At 56.0% G+C, this 23,399-nt stretch carries 21 protein-coding genes; 10 read left to right on the top strand and 11 right to left on the bottom strand.

The features are described from left to right. Positions 1 to 155 precede the first annotated feature (155 nt). The 5 genes from QRN85_RS02915 (at position 156) to QRN85_RS02895 (ending at position 4,526) form a co-directional block, all read left to right on the top strand. Positions 156 to 1,088, top strand: a complete 933-nt coding sequence (locus QRN85_RS02915; RefSeq protein ID WP_284757164.1) for a sugar ABC transporter substrate-binding protein — start codon at positions 156 to 158, stop codon at positions 1,086 to 1,088. A 124-nt stretch (positions 1,089 to 1,212) separates the two neighbouring features. Next, the gene (locus QRN85_RS02910; RefSeq protein ID WP_284757250.1) at positions 1,213 to 2,724 is read left to right on the top strand and encodes a sugar ABC transporter ATP-binding protein; all 1,512 of its coding nucleotides are present in this window, start codon (positions 1,213 to 1,215) and stop codon (positions 2,722 to 2,724) included. A 50-nt stretch (positions 2,725 to 2,774) separates the two neighbouring features. Further along, positions 2,775 to 3,737 carry an ABC transporter permease gene (locus QRN85_RS02905; RefSeq protein WP_113098132.1) on the top strand — a complete coding sequence of 321 codons (963 nt, stop codon included), beginning with the start codon at positions 2,775 to 2,777 and terminating at the stop codon, positions 3,735 to 3,737. A 187-nt stretch (positions 3,738 to 3,924) separates the two neighbouring features. Then, positions 3,925 to 4,266: a hypothetical protein gene (locus tag QRN85_RS02900; RefSeq protein WP_062587938.1), complete on the top strand. Its 342-nt coding sequence runs from the start codon at positions 3,925 to 3,927 to the stop codon at positions 4,264 to 4,266. Further along, entirely contained in the window at positions 4,266 to 4,526 is a 261-nt protein-coding gene (locus QRN85_RS02895) for a hypothetical protein (RefSeq protein ID WP_113217966.1), read from the top strand. The genes QRN85_RS02900 and QRN85_RS02895 overlap by 1 nt, the downstream gene beginning before the upstream one ends. Positions 4,527 to 4,617: 91 nt before the next feature. Here QRN85_RS02895 and QRN85_RS02890 read toward each other — a convergent pair whose 3' ends face one another. The 7 genes from QRN85_RS02890 to QRN85_RS02860 form a co-directional block, all read right to left on the bottom strand. Further along, positions 4,618 to 6,051, bottom strand: a complete 1,434-nt coding sequence (locus tag QRN85_RS02890) for an NAD(P)(+) transhydrogenase (Re/Si-specific) subunit beta (RefSeq protein WP_113170145.1) — start codon at positions 6,049 to 6,051, stop codon at positions 4,618 to 4,620. 22 nt (positions 6,052 to 6,073) lie between these two features. Continuing rightward, positions 6,074 to 7,648 carry a Re/Si-specific NAD(P)(+) transhydrogenase subunit alpha gene (locus QRN85_RS02885; protein WP_284757163.1) on the bottom strand — a complete coding sequence of 525 codons (1,575 nt, stop codon included), beginning with the start codon at positions 7,646 to 7,648 and terminating at the stop codon, positions 6,074 to 6,076. A gap of 135 nt (positions 7,649 to 7,783) precedes the next feature. Beyond that, a complete protein-coding gene (locus QRN85_RS02880; RefSeq protein ID WP_284757162.1) occupies positions 7,784 to 8,515 on the bottom strand; it encodes an amino acid ABC transporter ATP-binding protein in 732 nt (243 codons plus the stop codon). Then, the gene (locus QRN85_RS02875) at positions 8,496 to 9,149 is read right to left on the bottom strand and encodes an amino acid ABC transporter permease (RefSeq protein ID WP_062587948.1); all 654 of its coding nucleotides are present in this window, start codon (positions 9,147 to 9,149) and stop codon (positions 8,496 to 8,498) included. The genes QRN85_RS02880 and QRN85_RS02875 overlap by 20 nt, the downstream gene beginning before the upstream one ends. Next, complete coding sequence (locus QRN85_RS02870) at positions 9,149 to 9,853, bottom strand: amino acid ABC transporter permease (RefSeq protein ID WP_113098035.1); 705 nt, start codon at positions 9,851 to 9,853, stop codon at positions 9,149 to 9,151. Before QRN85_RS02870 ends, QRN85_RS02875 begins: the two co-directional genes overlap by 1 nt. A gap of 70 nt (positions 9,854 to 9,923) precedes the next feature. Beyond that, positions 9,924 to 10,727, bottom strand: coding sequence for a transporter substrate-binding domain-containing protein (locus tag QRN85_RS02865; RefSeq protein ID WP_113098034.1), 804 nt, complete (start codon positions 10,725 to 10,727; stop codon positions 9,924 to 9,926). 37 nt (positions 10,728 to 10,764) lie between these two features. Continuing rightward, entirely contained in the window at positions 10,765 to 11,757 is a 993-nt protein-coding gene (locus QRN85_RS02860) for a 2-hydroxyacid dehydrogenase (protein ID WP_284757161.1), read from the bottom strand. A gap of 346 nt (positions 11,758 to 12,103) precedes the next feature. Between QRN85_RS02860 and QRN85_RS02855 the strand changes: the two genes are divergently transcribed. Genes QRN85_RS02855 through QRN85_RS02840 form a run of 4 tightly spaced genes read left to right on the top strand, consistent with a single transcriptional unit; the run spans position 12,104 to position 15,644 of the window. Then, the gene (locus tag QRN85_RS02855; protein ID WP_113098032.1) at positions 12,104 to 13,306 is read left to right on the top strand and encodes a mandelate racemase/muconate lactonizing enzyme family protein; all 1,203 of its coding nucleotides are present in this window, start codon (positions 12,104 to 12,106) and stop codon (positions 13,304 to 13,306) included. Between the two features lie 10 nt (positions 13,307 to 13,316). Next, complete coding sequence (locus tag QRN85_RS02850) at positions 13,317 to 14,087, top strand: SDR family oxidoreductase (RefSeq protein ID WP_284757160.1); 771 nt, start codon at positions 13,317 to 13,319, stop codon at positions 14,085 to 14,087. Positions 14,088 to 14,121: 34 nt separating this feature from the next. Further along, positions 14,122 to 15,168 carry an L-idonate 5-dehydrogenase gene (locus QRN85_RS02845; protein WP_284757159.1) on the top strand — a complete coding sequence of 349 codons (1,047 nt, stop codon included), beginning with the start codon at positions 14,122 to 14,124 and terminating at the stop codon, positions 15,166 to 15,168. Further along, positions 15,165 to 15,644 carry an ureidoglycolate lyase gene (locus QRN85_RS02840; RefSeq protein WP_284757158.1) on the top strand — a complete coding sequence of 160 codons (480 nt, stop codon included), beginning with the start codon at positions 15,165 to 15,167 and terminating at the stop codon, positions 15,642 to 15,644. Before QRN85_RS02845 ends, QRN85_RS02840 begins: the two co-directional genes overlap by 4 nt. Before the next feature lie 71 nt (positions 15,645 to 15,715). On the opposite strand, the gene QRN85_RS02835 is transcribed toward QRN85_RS02840, so the two are convergent. Together QRN85_RS02835 and rhtA are read right to left on the bottom strand one after the other, a co-directional pair. Beyond that, complete coding sequence (locus QRN85_RS02835) at positions 15,716 to 16,816, bottom strand: GNAT family N-acetyltransferase (RefSeq protein WP_284757157.1); 1,101 nt, start codon at positions 16,814 to 16,816, stop codon at positions 15,716 to 15,718. Beyond that, positions 16,816 to 19,086 carry a TonB-dependent siderophore receptor RhtA gene (gene rhtA / locus QRN85_RS02830; protein ID WP_284757156.1) on the bottom strand — a complete coding sequence of 757 codons (2,271 nt, stop codon included), beginning with the start codon at positions 19,084 to 19,086 and terminating at the stop codon, positions 16,816 to 16,818. Before rhtA ends, QRN85_RS02835 begins: the two co-directional genes overlap by 1 nt. A gap of 160 nt (positions 19,087 to 19,246) precedes the next feature. On the opposite strand from rhtA, the gene rhrA reads away from it, so the two are divergent. Next, a complete protein-coding gene (gene rhrA, locus QRN85_RS02825) occupies positions 19,247 to 20,203 on the top strand; it encodes a rhizobactin biosynthesis transcriptional regulator RhrA (protein ID WP_162723345.1) in 957 nt (318 codons plus the stop codon). 40 nt (positions 20,204 to 20,243) lie between these two features. Here rhrA and QRN85_RS02820 read toward each other — a convergent pair whose 3' ends face one another. Beyond that, positions 20,244 to 22,049 (bottom strand): IucA/IucC family protein, encoded by a 1,806-nt coding sequence (locus QRN85_RS02820; RefSeq protein ID WP_284757155.1) that lies wholly within the window; start codon positions 22,047 to 22,049, stop codon positions 20,244 to 20,246. Further along, entirely contained in the window at positions 22,033 to 23,397 is a 1,365-nt protein-coding gene (gene rhbE / locus QRN85_RS02815) for a rhizobactin siderophore biosynthesis protein RhbE (protein ID WP_284757154.1), read from the bottom strand. Before rhbE ends, QRN85_RS02820 begins: the two co-directional genes overlap by 17 nt. Positions 23,398 to 23,399 lie beyond the last annotated feature (2 nt).

Genomic DNA, 23,399 nt, shown 5'->3' with positions numbered 1-23,399 from the left:
CTGCAGCGGGTGAAGACTTTATCAATTAATTCCTTATGAAACGTTTCATATTGACGTGTCAAAAATTTGGCATTACCAAAATCCTACGTTGTCATAGAGCCTATGAAACGTTTCACCGATGGCTGGAGGGCTATCGGATCAACGGAGGAATGTTCATGAAAATTTTCGCTATTGCATCGATTCTCACACTTTCACTGACGACAGCCCTGCCCACAATCGCAACGGCTGCAGACAAACCTGTGGTTGGTCTTGTCATGAAGTCACTGGCCAATGACTTTTTTAAGAACATGCTTGAGGGCGCTGAAGCACATGCCAAGAAGCGCGGCGATTATGAACTCAAAGCGATCGGAATGCAGAACGAGACAGATTTCGAAAGTCAGGTAAACGGCGTCGAAAACTTTATCACCCAAGGTGTCGATGCCATCGTTATTGCTCCTGCCGACTCTCGCGCAATGGTCGCTCCTCTGAAACGCGCTATGGATGCCGGTATCACCGTCGTAAACTTTGACGTCGCTCTAGACGAACAGGCTAAGAAGGATGCCGGTGTGAACCTCGCATTTGTCGGTCCTGACAACCGCGCCGGCGCCAAGATGGTCGGCGATGCGCTTGCTAAGGATCTTGGCGAGGGCGCAAAGGTCGTCATCATCGAAGGAAACCCTGGTGCGGACAACGCAGCCCAGCGCAAGCTAGGTTTCGACGATGCCATTGCAGCTGGCAAGCTGAAGCTTCTGGATTCGCGCACAGCCCACTGGGAAACCGAAGAAGCCAATTCGGTCTTCTCGAACATGCTGACTGCACACCCTGATATTCAGGGCGTTCTCGCTGCCAATGACTCCATGGCAATCGGCGTCATCAAGGCTCTGGATGCTGCTGGCCGCAAGGACATCAAGGTCGTCGGTTTCGACAACGTTCCGGCTGTTGCTCCTCTCTTGAAGGATGGCAAGCTGCTCGGCACAGTCGATCAGTTCGGCTCGCAGATGGCGGCGAACGCCATTGACAAGGCACTTTCCGTCGTCGCCGGTGGACCGAAGCTTGAAGGCTGGATCAAGACCGACATCGAATTGGTTACAAAAGCCAACGTGAAGTAACACACCCCCATACACCGCCGCGCCGGACACACCCGGTGCGGCAATTTCCGGAGGGTCTTCTGTGACAATCTCACAATCCGGCGTTACTTTGCTCGCCTCACAAGAGGGTGCAGAGCAAAAGCCAATGCTTGAACTGCACGATATCAAAAAAAGCTTCGGCGGCACCATTGCGCTTAATGGCGTGAACCTTTCGGTCAACGCTGCAGAAGTCCATGGCCTCATTGGCGAAAATGGCGCGGGTAAGTCCACGCTCATCAAGACTCTTTGCGGGATCGTGAAGCCCGACTCGGGCGCAATCAGGCTAGCGGGAGAGATCTATGCCCCGCAGACGCCAAGAGACGCGAAAGCCAACGGCTTGCAGGTCGTCCATCAGGAATTCAATCTGCTTCCTTTTCTTTCCGTGTCAGAGAATATTTTCATAGAACATTTGCCGCGCAACGCTTTCGGTGTGGTGAAGCGACGGGAAATGAATGAACGGGCGCGCGCCGCGCTCGATGCAATCGGGCTTAGCGATATCGACGTGCGCTGGCCTGTTGAACGGCTTGGCATCGCGCACCGCCAGTTGGTGGAGGTCGCCCGTGCTTTGATGACGGACAGCAGGGTTCTCATCCTGGATGAGCCGACCGCGACCCTGACGTCGCGAGAAACCGAGCGACTTTTCTCAATCATCGAAGGGCTACGCGTCCGTGGCGTTTCCATCATCTTCGTATCTCACCATCTCGATGAAATTTCCCGTATCTGTGACCGGGTGACTGTGCTCAGAAACGGAATGACGGTGTTTTCAAGTGCGATTGCCGATACCGACCAGAACGAGCTGGTCCGCAGTATGGTTGGAAAGCAATTGCAAAGAGAGATGGCGAGCGATGTCACATCCAGCGCCAAAAGCAATGTGGTCCTCTCCCTTGATAAATTCCGCCACGCCCAGTCTCCGCACGAGGATGGCATATCCTTCGACTTGCATCAGGGAGAGATTCTGGGGATTGCAGGCCTTGTAGGCTCCGGCCGAACGGAACTTCTGCGGGGTATCGCAGCCGCGGAATTGCCTATATCCGGGCAGCTCACCCGTGATGAGAGAGTTGTGGCGTTTCGCTCGCCGAAGGATGCGATCGAGGCAGGCATCGGCTTCGTTACGGAAGACAGAAAAGATCAGGGCTTGATTCTCTCCATGGCAATCAGCGCCAACGTAACGCTGGCTTCGCTTGGTGAAGTGTCGAAATTCGGTCTGCTCGACAAAAATGCTGAGGTCGACGTGACACGTGAGCTGGGGTCAGATCTGCGCCTCAAATATGGTGGCCCCGCAGATAATGTTCTGACCTTGTCAGGCGGTAACCAGCAGAAGGTCGTTCTGGCTAAGTGGCTGGCACGCAGTCCTCGCGTGCTGCTTTTGGATGAACCGACCCGTGGCGTCGACGTTGGCGCTAAGGCGGAAATCTACGCCCTTATCCGCCGTCTCGCAGAAGATGGCCTGGCTCTTCTGGTCGTATCTTCCGAACTTCCCGAATTAATGACGCTATGCGACCGCATCCTCGTGATGTCTCAGCACCGCGTCGTCGGCGAAGTGGCGCGACCGGAATTTTCCGAAGAAAAAATATTGACTTACGCCTATCAGGGCGAACGGCGAAAGGCGGAGCATTGAAAATGGACGCAGCTGGAAACACGCCCTCTGCAGGGAACAAAGAGAAGCCCATGGGGAAATTTTCAATGAAGCTTGTGCTGCGAGACGCCGGGATCGGCATAGCCCTACTTGTCCTGATCGCTATCTTTTCATTCAGCACGCAGCATTTTCTCAGTCCCAATAACATTTCGAATATTCTCACCCAGATAACCATCAATCTGATCCTCGCCATCGGCATGACCTTTGTTATCCTGATCGGCGGCATAGATCTGTCTGTTGGCTCCATGCTCGCTTTGTGCGCGGTGGTTGGCGGAACTGTTCTGACAATTCCAGATCTCGACGTCTGGCAAGCCGTGGGCCTCGCCACGCTTGCAGCCATGGGCACCGGTGTCGTCTGCGGCTTCATGAATGGCTGGATCAGTGCCTTCTGGGGGCTTCCGTCCTTCATCGTGACCTTGGGCATGCTCAACATTGCCCGTGGCGCAGCACTGGAAGTGACGGACGCACGCACGATCTATTCGTTCCCGCAGGCATTTAACGCCTTTGGGTCGAAGATGTTTTACGGCGTTCCCGTTGTTTTTCTGATCGCGCTCGCTTTGGTCGTCGTTGCTTGGTTCGTCCTATCAAAAACCGTTTTCGGCAGACTTCTCTACGGGATCGGCAACAATGAAGAGGCTGTGCGCCTCGCCGGCCATTCGCTCATGGTCTACAAGGTTGCAGCCTTTACGATTGCCGGTGCGCTGGTCGGTATCGCTTCGATGGTCTATATGGCGCGCCTGAATATCGCCAGCCCGATCATCGGCATCGGCTTTGAGTTGAATGCCATTGCCGCAGTAATTATAGGCGGAACGAGCCTGAGCGGAGGCAGAGGAACGGTCATCGGCACCTTGCTCGGGGCAGCGATTATTGGCGTCCTTGCAAACGGTCTCATCCTGTTTGGCCTAAGCGATTTCATGCGGCAGATGATTACCGGCGTCGTTATCATCCTCGCTGTCATTATCGATAAATACCGCGAACGTATCACTGCCATGTAACTCAAACTTCAAACGGTGAGCCTGATATAGAGGGCATACCGTTTCAGTCTGCGCAGCCGCAAGATGTCGCGGTCGCGCAGAGCCCCCCCCCCCGAAACTTGCAGTTTCATTCGGCATTCGTTGATCAATCTTGCCTTGGGTGATAACTGATTGGGCCACGCAACGAAACAGCAGCCAGAGTTTCCCCATGATGAGCGAAGACCAGCAGGTTTCAGGCAGACAGATTGCGGCGGCACGGGTGCTTCTTGGCATGGAGCAGGCGACGCTTGCCGCGTCGTCACAAGTTCCTGTCGAAGCCGTCATGGACATTGAAGATTTACGCCAGGGTGGGCATGAACATCTGCGGGCTGTAATCAGTTTTTTGCAGTCTTCTGGCATTTCCTTCATTGACGACAACAAGACGTCTGCGGCTGGTGGGCCAGGCGTAAGGCTGTTGAAGTCACCAGACGAATTCGATACCGATCAGTCTCAGACTGTTCAATATCCCGAACATTTGGCGCCGGATGCGCCGACAGGTGCAGGTGGCTGATGCCAAAGAAACAAAAGATCGAGCACTCGGAATTTTCAGGCGAGTTCGAAGATGACGGCGTTACCGTGCTTGTCGATATCTTCCGGCCTGCCGGGACGCAGCAGGATTGGCAGATGGAGGTCGTCAGCGAGGATGACGACGTGACCTCATGGGACGAACCTTTTGCGACCGACAAGGACGCATGGGAAGAATTTCTCGCCACTGTCGAAAAAGACGGGATACGCACGTTCCTCGAGGGCGAGGAACCGGCGGTTCACTGAAGCGCTCCGCGATTGCTTTTAACGAAATGAGGCCAGACGGGACATCCTGTCTGGCCTCACTGTTATTTGTCGATTTCCCGCCTTCGCGACCTCAGTCGATCTTGGCCAGAAGCTCCGAGACCGACTTTTTGGCGTCGCCGTAGAACATGCGCGTATTGTCCTTGTAGAACAACGGGTTTTCGATGCCGGAATAGCCTGTACCCTGCCCTCTCTTGGACACGAAGACCTGACGCGCCTTCCAGACCTCAAGCACCGGCATCCCAGCGATTGGTGAGTTGGGGTCTTCCTGCGCCGCCGGATTTACGATGTCGTTCGATCCAATAACTATCACAACGTCGGTTTCCGGGAAGTCCTCGTTGATTTCATCCATTTCGAGAACGATGTCGTAGGGCACACGGGCTTCTGCCAAGAGAACATTCATGTGACCGGGGAGACGCCCTGCGACCGGATGGATGGCGAAGCGGACGTTCTTGTTGGCTGCGCGCAGCTTGCGTGTCAGCTCCGAAACAGCCTGCTGGGCCTGCGCAACCGCCATGCCGTAACCGGGCACGATGATGATGCTGTCAGCATCATTGAGCGCAGCCGCCACGCCATCGGCATCAATAGACAGCTGTTCACCGGAAATCTCCATGGCTGGACCTGTCGTGCCACCGAAACCGCCAAGAATGACCGAGATGAAGGAGCGGTTCATGGCCTTGCACATGATATAGGACAGGATGGCACCAGACGAACCAACCAGCGCGCCGGTGACGATCAGCAGGTCATTACCGAGCGTAAAGCCAATCGCGGCAGCTGCCCATCCTGAATAGGAATTGAGCATGGATACGACGACAGGCATATCCGCGCCGCCAATACCCATGATGAGATGGTAGCCAATGAAGAAGGCAAGCAGCGTCATCAGGATGAGCGTCCACGCGCCCGCGCCGTTCAAATACATGAGCATCAGGATCAGCGACAGGATCAAGGCGCCCGCATTGAGAAAGTGCCCGCCGGGCAGCTTCTTCGCCTTGCCGTCCAGCCGCCCGGCAAGTTTGCCGAATGCGACCACGGAGCCGGTGAAAGTGACGGCACCAATGAAGACGCCGAGGAAGACCTCAACCTTCATGATGGCGAGTTCGACAGGTGTCTTGTGGGCAAGAATGCCTGCAAAGCCCACAAGGCCCGCGCGCTCGATGGCATCCATTCCAGCAACGCGCCATGCTTCGATATGCGCGTTGAAGCCGATAAACACGGCTGCGAGGCCGACGAAAGAATGGAGCGCAGCGACAAGCTGCGGCATTTCCGTCATCTGCACGCGACGCGCCAGATAGGTCCCGAGAGCCGCGCCAGCTGCAATCATCAGGATGATGATAAACAGGTTTTCAACGCCGGGGCCAAAAATGGTGGCGATGACCGCGAGCGCCATGCCGACAATGCCATACCAGATGGCGCGGCGCGCGCTTTCCTGACCGGAAAGACCGCCTAGTGAAAGAATGAAAAGGACAGCCGCGGAAATATAGGCCGCCGAAACGATACCAGTTGTCATGATGATGCTCCCCCTAAAATGCTCAAGACTTCTGGAACATGGCGAGCATACGCCGTGTCACGAGGAAGCCACCGACGATGTTGATCGTCGCGACAAGCACCGAGAGTGCTGCAAGGATCACCACAAGCCAATTTCCCGATCCGACCTGAAGGAGCGCACCAAGGATGACGATTCCAGAGATGGCATTCGTCACCGCCATCAAGGGCGTGTGCAGCGAATGCGAAACATTCCAGATGACCTGGAAACCGATGAAGCAGGACAGGACGAACACGACGAAGTGGCTCATGAAGCTTGCAGGTGCAACAGCACCGACCAGCAGCAGCAAGCCCGTGCCCACGGCAAGCAATATGCCCTGATTGCGCGATTGCGTCTTGAACGCAGCAAGTTCCTGAGCGCGTTTTTCCTCCGGCGTTGGCTCCTTGGCCTTTGCCTTCGGTTTTGCGGCGGCAATGGCCTGCACCTTCGGAGGCGGTGGCGGGAAGGTTATGTCTCCAGCATAGGCAATCGTCGCGCCCCGGATAACATCATCCTCCATATTGTGAACGATCTGCCCATCTTTCGCTGGCGTCAGATCGGCAATCATATGGCGGATATTGGTGGAGTAGAGCGTCGATGCCTGTGATGCCATACGGCTTGGAAAGTCAGTGTAACCAATGACGATCACACCATTGTCCGAAACAATCCGCTGATCGGTAACCGTCAGATCGCAATTGCCACCGCGTTCTGCGGCTAGGTCGACAATGACCGAACCGGGCTTCATCATCGCAACCATATCGGCGAGCCAGAGTTTCGGCGCATCGCGACCGGGTATCAGGGCCGTAGTGATGACAATGTCGATCTGCGGGGCAAGCTCACGAAACCGCGCCAATTGCTTCTCGCGAAACTCCGGTGAAGATGGGGCGGCATAACCTCCCGTCGCAGCGCCGTCCTGGTGCTGGTCGCTGAAATCGAGATAGACGAATTCGGCGCCCATGCTCTCGATCTGCTCGGCGACTTCCGGGCGCACGTCGAATGCGTAGGTGATCGCTCCAAGAGACGTGGCAGTACCGATTGCGGCAAGACCGGCAACGCCCGCGCCGATGACCAGCAGTTTTGCCGGAGGCACCTTTCCCGCTGCCGTAACCTGACCCGTGAAGAAGCGGCCAAAATTGTTGCCAGCCTCTATGACCGCGCGGTAACCGGCGATGTTGGCCATGGAAGACAAAGCGTCCATTTTCTGCGCGCGCGAAATACGCGGCACCATATCCATGGCGATGACATTGGCGCCGGTGCTCTTCGCCGCTTCAAGGAGTTCCTTGTTCTGGGCTGGATAAAAGAACGATATCAGCGTCTTGGAAGCATCCAGCCGGTTGAGCTCCTCGGCCTCCGGCGGGCGGACTTTTGCAATGATGTCAGCTTCTGCGAATAATTTCTCGGCAGTTTCAACGACGGTTACGCCAGCGTTTCTGAAGGCTTCATCGGAAAAGCCTGCACTGATACCTGCGCCGGATTCGACCAGGCACTGGTGACCCAGTTTCTGCAACTGCAGGGCACTGTCAGGCGTTAATGCGCACCGGGCTTCCCCCGGATATTGTTCTTTCGGTGATCCAATTTTCATTTCTAAACCTTGGTAAAATGCCACTCAAAAAGACGCACGAAGAAGAGCGGCCCAGACAATACTGATGCCGCAATCAATCTTGTCTTTCCGAAATCGTCAACCACACCTTGCCGTCACATTGGCAGTGTCGCTACGTTATTTGACACCATTTGAGAGGAATGCCTGCAACTCCGCTGTCTGTGGATTCTCGAACAGCTCTTTGGAAGGTCCCATTTCCCAGATCTTGCCGTGATGCATGAAGACGGTGACATTCGCCACGCTGCGGGCAAAGCTCATTTCGTGGGTAACGAGCAACATCGTCATCCCTTCCCTCGCGAGCTGTTCCATGACCAGAAGAACTTCTCCCGTCAATTCCGGATCGAGAGCGGAGGTCACTTCATCGAACAACATGACTTTTGGCCGCATGGCCAGCGAGCGCGCTATGGCGACGCGCTGCTGTTGCCCGCCAGACAGCATATCGGGAAAGGCATCGAACTTTTCTGCCAGACCGACCTGGGCCAGCACCTTGCGCGCCAGCGCCTCGGCCTCACCATGAGACACGCCCTGCGTTATCCGCGGCGAAAGCATGATGTTCTGCCCGACATTGAGATGCGGGAACAGATTATAGCTCTGGAAAACGATACCGACGTCCTTGCGCAATTCCTGCAGCTTTGCCGGATTTTGCTCGACCCGATGGCCAGCGACCGTAATCGCTCCCGACTGGAATTGCTCCAGACCGTTGATACAGCGAAGCATGGTGCTCTTACCTGAACCGCTTCGCCCGATGATGGCGACCACCTGCCCTGCTTCGACGGTAAGAGAAACACCTTTCAGGACTTCGAGCGCGCCATAGCGCTTATGGACTTGGTCAATGGCTACGACCGACATGGAGAACCCTTTCAAGATGGCGACTTAGACGCGACAGCGGAAAGCAGATTGCGAAATAGAGGATGGCAACGACGAGAAAGACCTGGAACGGCTTGAAGGTCGCGTTGTTGACGAGCTGGCCGGCGCGAGAGAGTTCGACGAAACCGACGACGGAGACAATCGAGGTATTCTTCACGAGCTGAACGAGGAAGCCGACCGTCGGCGGCAGCGAAATGCGCAGGGCCTGCGGCAGGATGATGTATCGGTACTGCTGGAACCTCGACAGTGCCAGCGAGGCGGAGGCCTCCCATTGCTGCGAAGGAACCGCCTGGATCGATCCACGCCAGATTTCGGCCAGATAGGCAGATACGTAAATGGACAGCGAAATCGACGCTGCGAACAAAGGTGGGATTTCAACACCGAACAGTGTCAGCCCGTAATAGGACATGAACAGGATCATGAGCACCGGAATGGACTGAATGACGGTGATGTAACCCGCCGCTATGGTCCGCAAGACGGAACTGCGGGCAAGGCGCATGATGGCAAATATGCCGCCTGCGATGGTACCGAAACCGAACGCGATGGCCGTCAGCACAATGGACCAACCGGCGGAGCGCACCAGGAACATAAATTCTGGCCAACCAAATGTAGACATCAGGCAACCCCTCCTTCAACGGCCAAGGGCGCGGTGACGACTGTCCTTCGGTTGAAGAGACGATAGCCGATCCAGAACAGGACAAGCTTCAAGACGAGTGCCATGCACAGATACAAGATCGTGACCACGATGTAGGTTTCGAAGCTTCTGAACGTCCGCTGCTCGATGATCGAGGCGGCGCCGGAAAGTTCGGGAACTGAGATGAATGAGCAGATACTGGAGGCCAGAAGCATGAGAACGAACTGGCTGGACAGTGCAGGCCAGACCTTGGAAATCGATGGCTTTAGCACGACATAACGGAAGACCTGCAAGCGACTGAGTGCCAGCGAAAGACCCGCCTCAATCTGAGAACGGTGTATGGATTCGACACCCGCACGAATAATCTCTGTCGCATAGGCCGACAGATTGAGCGTCATGGCCAGCAGCGCGGCCTGCGTGCCGGACATGCGCAGCCCAAGCAGCGGCAAGCCGAAGAAGATCATGAAAAGCTGGACAAGAAACGGCGTGTTGCGAAGCAACTCCACATAGGAGTCCACCCCGAAGCGCACCGCACCATTGCCCAGATGCCGCAGTGCGACAAGCAGGATTGCAACACAGGTACCAAGCGCAATAGCCGTGGCGGAAAGCCCAATAGTCAAGGCAATGCCACGCATGATGAGATCGGATTCCGCAAAGACGGATTCGAAATGCAGTGAGAAATTCATGAAATTACTTCCTCCCGGTAATCCCGTCCTCGCGGCCTACCAGGCGCGCGAGGACGTTCGTCAGGCCGACTTAGAAAGTCGGGAGTACCGGCAATGGCGATCCGACCCATTTGCGGGCGATGGCATCCAGTTCGCCGTTCTGCTTGATGTAGTAGATCGTGTTGTTCAGCCACTGATGCAGGTCATAGGCGTCCTTGCGGACCGTCATGGAGTTGGGCTGGACCTGGAAGATGAACTTGACTTCACTGGTCGTATCGCCGCGCAGACGCATGGCAGCATTTGCCTGCGCGTCAGGTCCTGCGATTGCCTGGACCTGACCGGAGAAAAGCGCCTGCATGGTGGTGGCGTCATCGTCAAACCGAAGGATCGTCAGGCCCAGCTCTTTCTCACGATTGACGAACTCCCTCTCGACGCTTGATCCGCGATTGACGCCGACAGTCATGCCCTTGAGGTCTTCCCACTTGGAAATGGCCGTATCCTTATGGGCGTAGATGCCGACCTGGAATGCGCTGTAAGGGTTGGTAAACATCACCACCTTGGCGCGTTCGGGCGTAGGCGCCAGCGTCGCAACCAGAAAATCGACCTTGCCGGATTCCAGCGCTGGAATACGCGAAGGCGGCGTCAGCTGAACCATTGTCACAGGAACGCCCATGTACTTGCCCACCAACGCAGCCACATCAGCATCATAGCCAACGGCATTGCCCTGCGCATCTACGGAGCCGAATGGAGGCGCACCAACAAGCACACCAATCTTGACCGAACCGCGCTTGACGATTTCGTCAACGGTCTGCGCATTTGCAAACCCGCTGGTCAAAACGCCTGCACACACGGCTACCAAGGCTGCTGCTGTTTTCAAATTTCTAAAGAAGCTCATCACTCTCTCCCTTTTGATTGAGCTATTGATCAAGTCATCAACGTTCCGATTGCGCCCTCTGAATGATGTTGACGCATTCACGGCCCTCCAGCCGCCGGTTGATATTGTCCGCAATTGTCTGCTGGCGACGGCGAACCGTGCCGCTTGTCCAGCCGGACATGTGCGGTGTCATCACGACATTGTTCAGTTCGTGAAACGGTAGTGCCGAGGGCAGTCGGTTCGGTTCGCCCGGGCCTGGATAGGCGTACCAGGTGTCGATGACTGCACCTGCAATGCGACGCTCGCTCAACGCATCGAACAGAGCCTTTTCATCGATGGTCGGACCACGACCCACATTCATCACAACGGCGCTCGGCTTCATCGCGGCAAAGGCGCTCTGGCCGACAATTCCCTGCGTAGAAGCGGTGAATGGCACTGAAACAATGATAAAATCTGCTGACGGCCAGAAGTTTTCGAGTTGGTCCAGCGAATAGGATTCATCCAACAGCTCAGAAACATCAACACGGGTGCGGTTTGCCACGCTGACACGCATATCAAAGGCTTTTGCCCGCCGCGCAATGGCCTTGCCGATATGTCCAAGACCCAGAAGACCAATTGTCTTTCCAGACATTTCGTCATGTAGCCTGTCTGGAGAGCCAGACCAGTAGGCCCAGTCGCCCTGACGCAATCTGCGGTCCGCATCGACAAGCGGCACGTGCCTGTTCAAAATGGCCGCAAAAACATATTCCGCAATGGCCGGATCGTGGCCGAAGCAATTGCAGACCGTAGCGGTTTTAGGCATCATTTCCAGATTAACGGGATCGTAGCCCGCACCCGGCACGTGAAACAGCTGAAGCCTTTCCGGCGTGGGCAGAGATGCGTCGAACTTGACGCCAACAATCACACCTGCCTGCTGGTAAGCCTGACGCTGATCCTCGGTTTGAAGGACGTCTGGAAGCAGAACAATCTCCGCTCCACCTTGAACAAGACTGGCGAAATCGCTGCTGAAACTGGCAGCATTCTCTCCATGGAATATGATCCGTGGCGACATAAGCACCCCCCAATTGGAATTCTAGAACCTTAAATTTGATGCAGCACAGGCCGCAAACGACCGGAGGCCCGACCTATCCGTCTCGCTCACCATGTGGCGAAGGTAGGTGCCGGCAAAGTTTGCCTCGCCTGCAAACCGCAGCGCGGTGAGGTTGAAGACGTGCCTAAACCTGATTTGTCTCTGTGTCATGAACGACCTCCCCGTACGCTCATTCCTCCATCTTGAGAAAACTCATAAAATATGTTGTGAAATATTACAAGCGATATTATTGTCGCGGCGAAGGCGGCCTGAAGCGCGGCCCACGGGTGGGATCGGTCTGGCTTCAGCCGGATGGGAGGAATTTCAAATGAAGATAACCGCAATAGAAACCTTGCGGACGGAAGAGTTCGCCAATGTTTTATGGGTGCGCGTCCACACGGATGCGGGACACATTGGTCTTGGCGAGACATTTTATGGTGCGGGCTCGGTGGAAGCGCATATCCATGACGTTCTCGCCGGTCGACTGCTTGGCAAGGACCCGTTACGCATCGAGGCCCATGCGAGAGAACTTGTCAATCTACCAATGGCACAAGCGTCCACGGGTGCCGAATACCGGGCGGCATCGGCTATCGATCTGGCACTCTGGGATATTTTCGGAAAGGTCTGCGACCAGCCCGTCCATCAGATGCTGGGTGGCCTGTGTCATGATCGCATTCCCGTTTACAACACCTGTGCGGGCTATGGTTATGTCCGCTCCAATAAGATCAAGCCTGTCGATACATGGAATTTCCGTGACAATTCGGAAGGCCCGTATGAGGACCTTAAGGGCTTCATGACGGACGCAGGTGCTTTGGCGGAAAACCTGCTGGAGCAGGGTATTTCGGCCATGAAAATCTGGCCCTTCGACCCCGCCGCCATCGAGAATGACGGTCGCTATATCACAAGTGAACAGCTGCGCACGGCCATCAAGCCATTCGAGCAGATTCGCAAGCGCGTCGGAGACCAGATGCGTATCATGGTCGAATTCCACAGCCTGTGGAACCTCCCGACCATCAAGAGAATTGCGCGAGAACTGGAGGCGTTCGATCCAACCTGGTACGAAGACCCGATCAGAATGAACTCCGTATCGGCACTCTCGGAGCTTGCAGCATCAACAAGCGTGCCAATTTGCGCATCCGAAACACTGGGCTCCCGCTTTCCCTACAAGGACATGCTGGAATCTGGCGCCATCGGAATCGTCATGACCGATCTCGTCTGGACGGGCGGACTGACCGAAGGTCGGAAGATCGCTTCCCTCGCCGACACGTATCACCGCCCCTACGCACCGCATGATTGCACCGGCCCCGTTGCCTATGCGGCAGCCGTTCACTCCTCGTTTTCACAAACAAATACAATGATCCAGGAGTCGGTGCGCGCCTTTTACACCGGCTGGTACAGCGAACTGGTGACCAATGTTCCGGTGATTGAGAACGGTTACGTTCTGCCGATGGAAGGACCAGGACTTGGCACCGAGCTGTTGCCACAGGTTTTCGAACGGCCGGACCTGACTGTTCGGCGCAGTGCCCTTTGAGGAGATGAATATGACAAAATCTGGGATTTTCGATCTGTCCGGGCGCACCGCTCTCGTAACGGGATCGTCGCGCGGACTTGGGCGCGCGATGGCAGAGGGTCTGGCCAATGCAGGGGCTCGCATTCTCATCAATGGAACTGATGCTTCGCGCGTTGCACAAACGGTGAAGGAGTTTTCGGATAACGGCCACTCCGCCGAAGCCGCGCCTTTCGACGTGACATCAGAAAGCTCGATACTGGAGGCTTTCAGCCGTTTCGATGCGGCGGGCATTGAGATAGACATCGTCATCAACAACGCCGGTATCCAATTCCGCAAGCCGATGGTCGAACTTGAGACCGCTGATTGGCAAAGGGTGATCGACACCAACCTGACCAGCGCCTTCATGATTGGCCGAGAAGCAGCCAAGCGGATGATTCCACGCGGCTACGGAAAAATCATCAACATCGGGTCCCTGACAAGTGAACTGGCCCGCGCCACGGTCGCACCCTACACGGTGGCCAAGGGCGGCGTGAAGATGCTGACCCGGGCCATGGCGGCGGAATGGGCGCAGCATGGCATTCAATCCAATGCCATCGGCCCCGGATACATGCTGACCGACATGAATCAGGCACTGATCGACAATCCGGAATTCGATGCCTGGGTAAAGGGACGCACACCATCCCGGCGGTGGGGGCGACCTGAGGAGTTGATTGGAACAGCCGTGTTCCTCGCCTCATCTGCGTCTGACTACGTCAATGGCCAGATCATCTATGTCGACGGCGGAATGTTGGCGGTTCTCTGAGCCCCATTGCCAAACTTATCGGGAGGATAAGACCATGCGAGGTGTCATCATCCACGCACCAAAAGACCTGCGCATTGAAGACGTCAAGGAGCAGCCGATCCTGGCAGACGAAGTGCAAGTGGCAGTCGTGACCGGGGGAATCTGCGGTTCAGACCTCCACTACTACCATCACGGCGGCTTCGGCACGGTCCGTGTGCGCGAGCCAATGGCCTTGGGCCACGAATTTGCCGGCGTGATCGTGGAAACGGGTGGTGACGTTTCTCACCTTGTTCCGGGAATGCGGGTTGCCGTCAATCCATCACGCCCCTGCAACACGTGCCGCTATTGCCTTTCGGGAATGCAAAACCAGTGCATCGACATGCGTTTCATGGGAAGTGCAATGCGCACGCCCCATATTCAGGGCGGATTTCGAGAGACCGTCGCCGTTAATGCGTCGCAGGCAGTGCCGATCTCAGATCGCCTGACCATGGGCGAAGCCGCGATGGCGGAACCCTTGGCTGTTTGTCTGCACGCCGCACGTCAGGCCGGTTCTCTGCTTGGAAAAAAGATCCTTATTACCGGTGCGGGGCCGATCGGAATGCTGGGCGTCCTCGTAGCAAGGCTCGCGGGGGCATCGCACATCGTCGTTACTGATGTTGCCGATGCACCCTTGAAACTTGCCGCCCATATCGGAGCGGATGAAGCGGTCAACGTCCTGCGCGATCCAGCAGGACTTGAGCCATACAAAGTGGAAAAGGGCGTATTCGACGTCGTGTTCGAAGCATCCGGCAATCAGTCCGCACTTGTGTCTGCCCTCGATGTCCTGCGGCCCGTCGGCACCATCGTTCAATTGGGCCTGGGTGGAGAGATGACACTCCCCATCAATCTGCTTGTTGCAAAGGAACTGCAGCTGAAGGGCACATTCCGCTTCCACGAGGAGTTCGCCCAAGCAGTTGACCTGATGGGACGCGGCCTGATCGACGTCAAACCGCTGATCAGCGCAACAGTGCCGTTCGAAAACGCTCGCGACGCCTTCGAGCTCGCAAGCGACCGTTCACAAAGCATGAAGGTTCAGCTTCAGTTTCAGGATACCCACGCATGACCGACATCGTCGCCCAACAACTCACAGCAGAGGCTTTTGCCCCTTTCGGATATGTTTCAGAAACGGGAGATATCAGCTCCCAGCTGTCTGTGACCCAAGCCTACGAAGGTGCGCAGGAAGCCACACTCCCTGTCTTGAACATCGTCCGCATGAAGGGTGTCGCAGAACGTGCACAAGTCTCGCAGCTGGAGATCCACCCCTACTCAAACCAGACATTTTTGCCGTTGGACTCAACGCCATCGATGATCGTGGTTTGCGAAAAAGCACCTGATGGAACGCCAGATGTTTCATCCATCAAGGCGTTCATTGCCCAGCCGAACCAGATCGTCACCCATCGCCAAGGCGCGCTGCACCATCTCCTCACGCCCATTGGCGCAAAGGGCCTGTTTGCCATGACCATGCGCCAGACAGGACGGGGCGATGACACGGTTCTTTACGATTTGGTGAAACCGGTTAGCGTGACAATCCCGGACTAAAGTGGCTTGATCGCCGCGACGAAGTTGCCGTCCACCGTTCGAGACAGTTAAACCAATGCTCAAGGCGAGATTTATGCTGCGGGATGCCACAGTCGGTCGGCGAAGAATCTTTGCCGACTGATCGCCATTATCGCGGCATGTTTCGTGGGTAAATCCACGCTTCTGATATGCGAAAAACCGGATTTCTGTAAGTTGCGCAGCTGCCGGTGATGCCCGCTGCTTGGTTCCTGCACGATCCGTTGCGTGCGCGGATCGTCGAGAAACATGAAATGCAGGAGCGAGGGAAGCCATGCGGTGAACCAGTCTCGCCCGCGGCAGTTTTCTTCGCCGACGATTACATGGCAGCCCCGATCGTAATCACCCGCATCACAGAAGGTACCGACAATGTCTTCCTTGGCCCAATAGACCTCGAAATAGGCAAATGCCCGGTTATCGAAGCGGCCGATCAGAGGCATGATGTGAGGATCGGCAAACATGCCTTCGAGGTACTGCCTATGACGATCTTCATCCCCTGCCTCGTGCCAGAATTCGTTGACGCGCGGATCATTCATCCAGCGATGCACAAGAGGCAGGTCATCAAGCGTAGCGACATCCAGGGAAATTACGCCATCTAGCCATGGAATTTGACGCGCATAGACGGTTCCAGATGGTTTTGGCGGGCGCAGCGGGTGTGCGATTTTTCCGTCGAAGACGCCATAGTGAGGAAAGACGGATGTTAGAGATGGCGACCATAATCGTGAGGTCTGCCAGAACATCTCACCCATCAGGACGTGCTGCATTTCCCTGGCCTGCGTGAACCAGATGCCATTAAGGTTCAACTCGCCCAGTAAAGGCGACCACGCCTGACCGCTGAGCGAAAGCGACTGCAAGGAAGGCAATGTTGCAAACAGATACTCGAATGCGGCACTCGTCAGACGCCAGGCACGATCTGGTACGTTTGATATGTCCAGAAGCTCGATTTGCGCGTGAATATCATCCGGCACGAGCCGAAAAACGGCATTCAAACCCTGGCCTGCGTCGGCAAGCAAGGTTGAACCTCGCTTGCGCAACACGACTGCATTTTCGCCTTCGTTACAGAAAGCGCGATACACGAGGGGATCGGACGCCCAGCCCGAAAGCGGGCGCCCGGCGGGATTGACGATACCGTGCCGTATGTCACCCTGATGGTTCATCAGAAAACTTTCGTCAGCGAAACGGCGAAGGTGCGGCCGCGTCCTCTGTAGTCGAAAATTTCGTTGCCAACTGCCTGTCCGACTGAAGCGCCGTACAGAGCTTTGGCGCGAGAGCCCCAGATGGTGGTGTAATCCGTATCGAAGAGGTTCTGAATGCCGAAATTAAGCGTCGTGCTGGCAGTCTCGAACTTGTATCCGCCTGTCAGATCAAACAGCGTATACCCGTCAATCTTGAAGTTATCGGCATCGGTCAGATCGAAGATATGTTGGCCGGACAGCCTGACGCTCAATGCATCATTGGTCCAGCCGACATAGCTGCCAAGCTTGGAAACGCTGGCATTCTGGATCGTGGCCGTTTTCCAGCCGCCATTGCTCTTAACGTCCGTCCTTATCCATTGGCCCAGAAGGCCGACGTCGAAACCATGGTCGAGTTTGGCTCCGATCTTTCCTTCCAGACCATAGACGCGCTTGTCTTCGTTCAGTACGTTCACAGCCAACGATGTACGATCCAACGTGATCGACTTATCGGACAGTGAATAAAATGCTGCTGTCTCTACCGTGTAAGTGCCGTCGTCGAAACGATATCCGGCTTCAACCGAATTCGTCTTGATGGCCTGCAGTGCGGACTCGGCGACATTGACGCTGTTGCCAAGCACGTATCTGCCACCAACGAGGGTGTAGCTTCCGATGCCGTAGTATTTTGCAGGATCCGGAAGTTCGAAGCCTTGGCTGAAGTTTGCGTAAACCTGCTGCGTGTTGTCGATCTCGTAGGTCGCACCCGCATTGAACAGGAAGTCGTCATAATTGACACTGCCTCCAGAAATCGTATCGGCGGATGTCCCACGACCCTGCAATATGGCAACTTGCTGCGAAGCACCGATAAAATCGCCAACATCGGTGTGAACGAACTGGTACCGCACGCCGCCGTTGAGGGTCAGCCGATCGGTAGCCTCATAGGACGCCTCTGCAAATCCTGCGACTGTCGATACCTTTATTTCCGGATAAAGGCCGGTTATGCCAAGCGTGCTGAAATTCATCCCGCCGCTGGTAGCCGCCGTTGTGAAATCAAAGACATTTTGATGCGAAGACAGTGCGTCGTGATCCGCATCGATACCATAGGTGATCTTCAGCCTGTCGGTGGGCTCCGCGACAAGGGCAGCCTTGCCGGAAAAATAATCGGTTTCCTGGTGGCTGCCCCCAAAATACAATCGACTGGGCAGCAGCGCGTTGGATGCCGGGAATGGGGCGAAGGAAATGCGCTCTTTACGGAAGGCACCTTGCAGCAAAAGTTGCTGCCCCAGGAAATCCTCGTCCGTGTAGGTCGCATTAAACATTGTGCGCTGCGTACGGGGATTAAAGTCCGAATTGTAACCGTCGCGCGTTTGAAAAAGGGCCGGATTGCCAGTCGAAAGGCCACTCAGACCAGCACCGTAATAAAGCCCGAAATCCGAATCCTGCTTGCTGTCGTAATATTGACCGGACAGCTCCAGACGTCTGGTATCATCGATCTGGAAACCGACCGAGCCCATGAAGTCCACCCGCTTGTTGAAAGCGGTCGACGTCTGGACGATGTCAGGCGTTACCATCGTGCCGCTGCCATCATAATAGGCGCCGCTACGATCACCTGAAATGGACAAACGCGCGTCCCAGTTTTCGGCGTTGTAGGTCACCGCGCCCTTGGCAAAGCGATCAAAATCCTCAGTGCCGGCAAATCCGGTTTCGGCGCCCGTGGTCACTTCACTGTGAAGGCCTTCCGGGGCGTCCTTGCCCTTCTTTGTGATGATATTGATGATCCCGCCCGTGGCATTGCCGCCATAGATTGATGTTGCGCCCGAAAGGACTTCGATGCGCGCGATATTGAAGGGATCAATCGAGTCGAACTGTCTGCTCAATCCACGTGCTGAGTTCATGGAAACGCCGTCGATCAGCACAAGGGCGGTACGTCCGCGAAGGTTCTGGCCATAGGATGTTCGGGCCCCGTCGCTTGCCGCATCGAAACTCGGAATGCTGTCGGCAAGGATCTGCTGCACGGATTTTCCGGCATTCGCCTGTGACGTAATCTCTTCGCTTTCAACAACATAGACAGTTTTGGCGGTCTCTGATATCTGTTGTGGCGACCGCCCACCTGTCACCACGACTGTCTCGAGGACCGTCGTCCCCTCGGTCGCATCCGAATTTTGAGATGCATCCTGCGCCTGCGCCGAAACGTTGACGCCCGTCGCAACGGCAACCGCCAACAGGCTTACGCTAAAATTCCACTTCCTGATCATTCCGTCCCCAACCCACTAAAAAATTTTCGCAGCCGTCCAACTACGGTAATACCCTACTATTTTCATCATGTTTTATGAGCTAAGAATGAGATGCGCTTGGATGTGCACGAACAGGTTTTGGACAATTGCGAACATCAACAGAAAAGACAGGTTCATTCCGATGGAAATAATTCGTCCTCTCAAACTCGGAACAATTTCGCTTCCCGATGCGGAAAGCAGGCTTGTCTGCCGCACGATCTTGCTGGACATGCTGGGTGAAGCGACCATTACGGTGGACGAAGGTGATCTGGGAGGCGTAACCGGCCTGTTCTGGAAACACGTCGATCTGTCGCTCGCCACACTCTACCTGCCAAAAACACCCCTGCGTCTCACGGCCAATGGCATCGGCACGCCGGGTATTGTCATTCTGCGCGCCACCGACGGACCGATGATCGTGCACCACCGCCAGCAGGTGTTTACCTTGGCATCGCGCGATGTCATCCTGCTTCCCGCCGATACATCGTCGGAAATTGTGCTCCCTGATGGCGGCAGGTTCGATTGCGCCCATCTACCGCATTCCGCCATCGCGCCGCTGCAAAAATCTCTCGATCGTCTGTTACTGCGAAAATTCCACGCCGAATGCCTGCCGCTGCAGCTATTGACCAACTATGCCGGGTATCTTCTGCGACAGGACCATCAGGACAAGGACCACGCCAGCATGATGGTGGCGCATTTCTATTCCTTGCTTCCTGTTCTGGCTCAGGAGGTGGCTGAAAACCCGTCTGTCCCGGACTTGCCGCAAAATCGTGTCGAGTCGATAAAGGCGCTGATTGAGGCAAATCTTGCCGATGGCTCTTTCTCGATTGCCGACGTTGCGAAGGTAGAAGGTATCACGCCTCGGGCCATCCAGAAAATATTCAGCCGTACTGGCACAACCTTCTCGCGCTACGTGCTGGAAAGACGCCTCGTTCTGGCAAAGACGATGATCCTCTCAGACACGGCATCACGCCCCATCAGCCAAATTGTCTACAGCGTCGGCTTCAACGATCTGTCCTACTTCAACCGCACATTCCGCAGCCGGTACGGCATACGTCCCACCGATCTGCGGCGCATGAGCGGGCAGACGGGGGACGCATGATCTGCGGCCGTTGGGGGCCTTTTAGCCCCCGTATCGGCAGTCAGGCCGCCGCTTTTTTCCGCTCGAAGTAAACCAGCGGATTGCTGACCATGCCTTGAAAGTCCGGCACCGGGCGCTCATCATCGTCAGCATAGCCATGCGTAAACAGCCGGACGCGGTTCAGGCACAGGCGGGGATACTCGTCATCGAACAGACCGAATATGTCGAAGCGATCTGCCATATCAGGGAACCGTGCCTGATAACGGCGCACACTCTCTCCGGCCAGACTCCAGAAAGTCTCCTCCGAAAGCCCCGCCCTCCGGTCCAGCAAGACGGACATGTAGCGGAAGACGCAAATGAAAAGGGTCGTCTGGATGAAGTGGATCAGGAAGTCCGGCGGCAGCCGTAGGAGCACGTCCTGTACCTTGGGAGGAAGTGTCGCTGTTTCTGGAAAGTCCTTGTCGCAAACGATGACATCATCGATGAAATCCCTCAGCGCCAGCCGTTCCGGCAGTCCGTTCTTCAGGATGAGCGTTGCATTCTGACCGTGGGCGGAAAATGCAAGGCCGTGGCGTGCAAGCAGGTGATAAACGGGCGGGATCACCACGTCGAAGAAGCACGACATCCAGTGATCAACGCTCGCGCCGGCCTTTCTGGCAAGCGCCTGAACGACGGGTTCGCCATCGCTGCCGGAATGCATGAAGGCAGCCAGCGGTAGTCCGGTTTCATCCGCTTCCAGATAGTTGGCAAGGCTATCTCGCCAGAGGCAACCCAGCATCTCGTTGAATTGATAGGGCGCACCGGCGATCCGGGAAAACTGAGGGTGGACATAGTGCATTCCGGCTCTTTCGCCGAGAAAGACAAGGCGGCAATCCTGGGAAAGAAACGTGTCATTCTTCAGCAGTTCATCCAGCCAGGTGGTAAACGGCGCAGCCGTCAACGCTCGCTTGCCAGGAATGCCGCGATAGACTGCGGTATTGAGGATCGTCATGCACAGCTTCAGAGTTGATTTTGCGGGGTTTGTCACATTCGACATCGTTCTGACTGACTGCTGCGGCAGATAGAGATCATCTCCCTCGCCCAGAAGAACGATGTGCCCGGACGCCAAATCTGCGGCAAAATGCGGCAGGATCATATGGTCCCACTGCCACGGATGGACTGGCATCATGTGGTGCGTCGCCAAGGACGCGCCTGAGGCCTGAAGCTTTGCGATGAACGCCTGGAAGGTGGCATCACCAAGAGCTTCCGTAACGAGATGCTCATTGGTCACACCATGTTCGGCCACAAAAGTGGCGCGCTCCATGCTGACACCGATCCACACGACCTTTGAAGCGTGGCGATTCTCTGGGGTGTAGGCCAGGTAATCGTCATAACCCAGACCAATACGACCCTTGCTGACCGTGACCCACGGATGCCCCGTGGTTTCACCTTCCATGCTGAGATCATCGAGTTCAGCCAGCTCGGCACCGGTCTTGGTGGCGCGAGCCGCAATATGGGCGTCCGCAACCAGGGTATTGCCGAGTTCGCGGATGAAATGCGCGACAGTCATGGGTTTGACCCCGAGTTCAGGCAACACTTCGGCACAGAAGGCGAGCGGATCGTGAATCGGTGTCTCTACCCCGCCCGATCGCTTGACGATGCTGGAGGGCTCGACAGAAAGATTGTCGAACACATAACGCTTGGCGCGAAAGCCGTAGGAGGCATCGGCAAAAATGATCCGGTAATGGCCCGGCTTTTCCTCGGTGACCGGGAAAACGCGCTCATAGGCAAATTCCTCGATAAGTTTGGCGAGCAACCGAAGCGAGGTTTCTTTCCACAATCCCGGAGCGAAGGCGGGCTGGAATGGTGGCTCAAATTGCGCGGGCATAGACATCTCCTGAAATCTTCGTGGCTCGGGACAGGTTCTGCGGTGTTCCGAAAGTCTGGAACGCCGACCTTGCATCGACGCGGTACTGCTCTCGTTGCAGCAGTTGATTGATGATGACCGCATTGCGGAACGGCCCGAGACCAAGATCCGGCGCGCCGACTCCGTGCTGGAAGGTTTCCGCGTTTTGGACGAAAATGGCACCTTTGCCGCCGTCCTTGCGCTGCGCCCTGAAATGGTCATCGACGATGAGGTCGCCGCGTTCGCAGGTCTCGAGAACTTCGCCCTTCAACTTCTCCAGCCACTGAGGCCAGGCATGGCGGTATCCCGTTGCCGCCACGATCGCATCAGCCTCGACCGTATTTCCTTCACCTGAGAGGTTGTGCCGGACGCGAACGTTCATTCCGCCGGAAAAGCCGCTAGCTTCCACATTCGTAACCTCGCAGTTCGATGCCAGCGCAAGCCCCGGCTCACGGCCGCCGATGGAGCGTTCATAGAGAAGGTCGAATATTTCGGAAATCGTGGAAAAGCTGATGCCCTTGTAAAGGAGGCCCTGATCGGCCACCACGTCTCGCCGCTTTGATCGCGGTAGCGTGTGGAAAGCGCGCATATAGTCGGGCGTGAAATATTCCAGCCCGAGCTTCGAATACTCCATGGGGAAGAAGCCCGCCGAACGGGTAATCCAGAGAATCGAAGCACCGGCGGCAATTCTTTCCGGTGTCAACTCGTTGAACAGCGCCAGCACGCATTCAGCAGCGCTCTGGCCGGAGCCGATAACGGTTACGCGGCGTGCCTTGACCAACTCTGCCTTCTTCTTCGCAAATTCGGCAGAGTGGAAGATGGGCGCGCTGCCCTGAATGGCCGCCCATGCGGGCAAATGAGGGGTCGTCCCAATCCCCAGCGCCAGATTACGGCTGAGATAGCTGCGGGATGCGCCGGTCTGGCTGCGTGTCTCCGTCAGGAAGGCGTCCGACTGTGCATTATACTGGACATCGACAACAGTTTCGCCGAAGCGGCAGCTTTCAAGCTGCTGCGATGCCCAGCGGCAATAATCGTCATATTCCTGCCGGGGAATCTGAAATTTCTCATAGAAATAGAACTTGTAGAGACGGTCATGGACGGCAAGATAATTGAGAAAACTCAGGGGGTGGGTGGGGTCGGCCATCGAGACGAGGTCCGCCAGGAATGGTACCTGAAGGGTTGTCCCCGGAAGGATCAGCCCTTCGTGCCATCGAAAGCCGGGCTTGCGTTCAAGGAATGTCGCCGAAACTTCCCGATGGGATGAGAGCAGTGAGGCAAGGCCGAGGTTGAACGGGCCGATGCCGATGCCGGTCAGGTCGAGTATGGTCATGA

It is taken from the genome of Agrobacterium sp. fls2-241-TYG-188a (genome assembly GCF_030209845.1).
The sequence above is the reverse complement of the archived record's forward strand: the minus strand, read 5'-3'. Positions and strand labels throughout refer to the sequence as shown.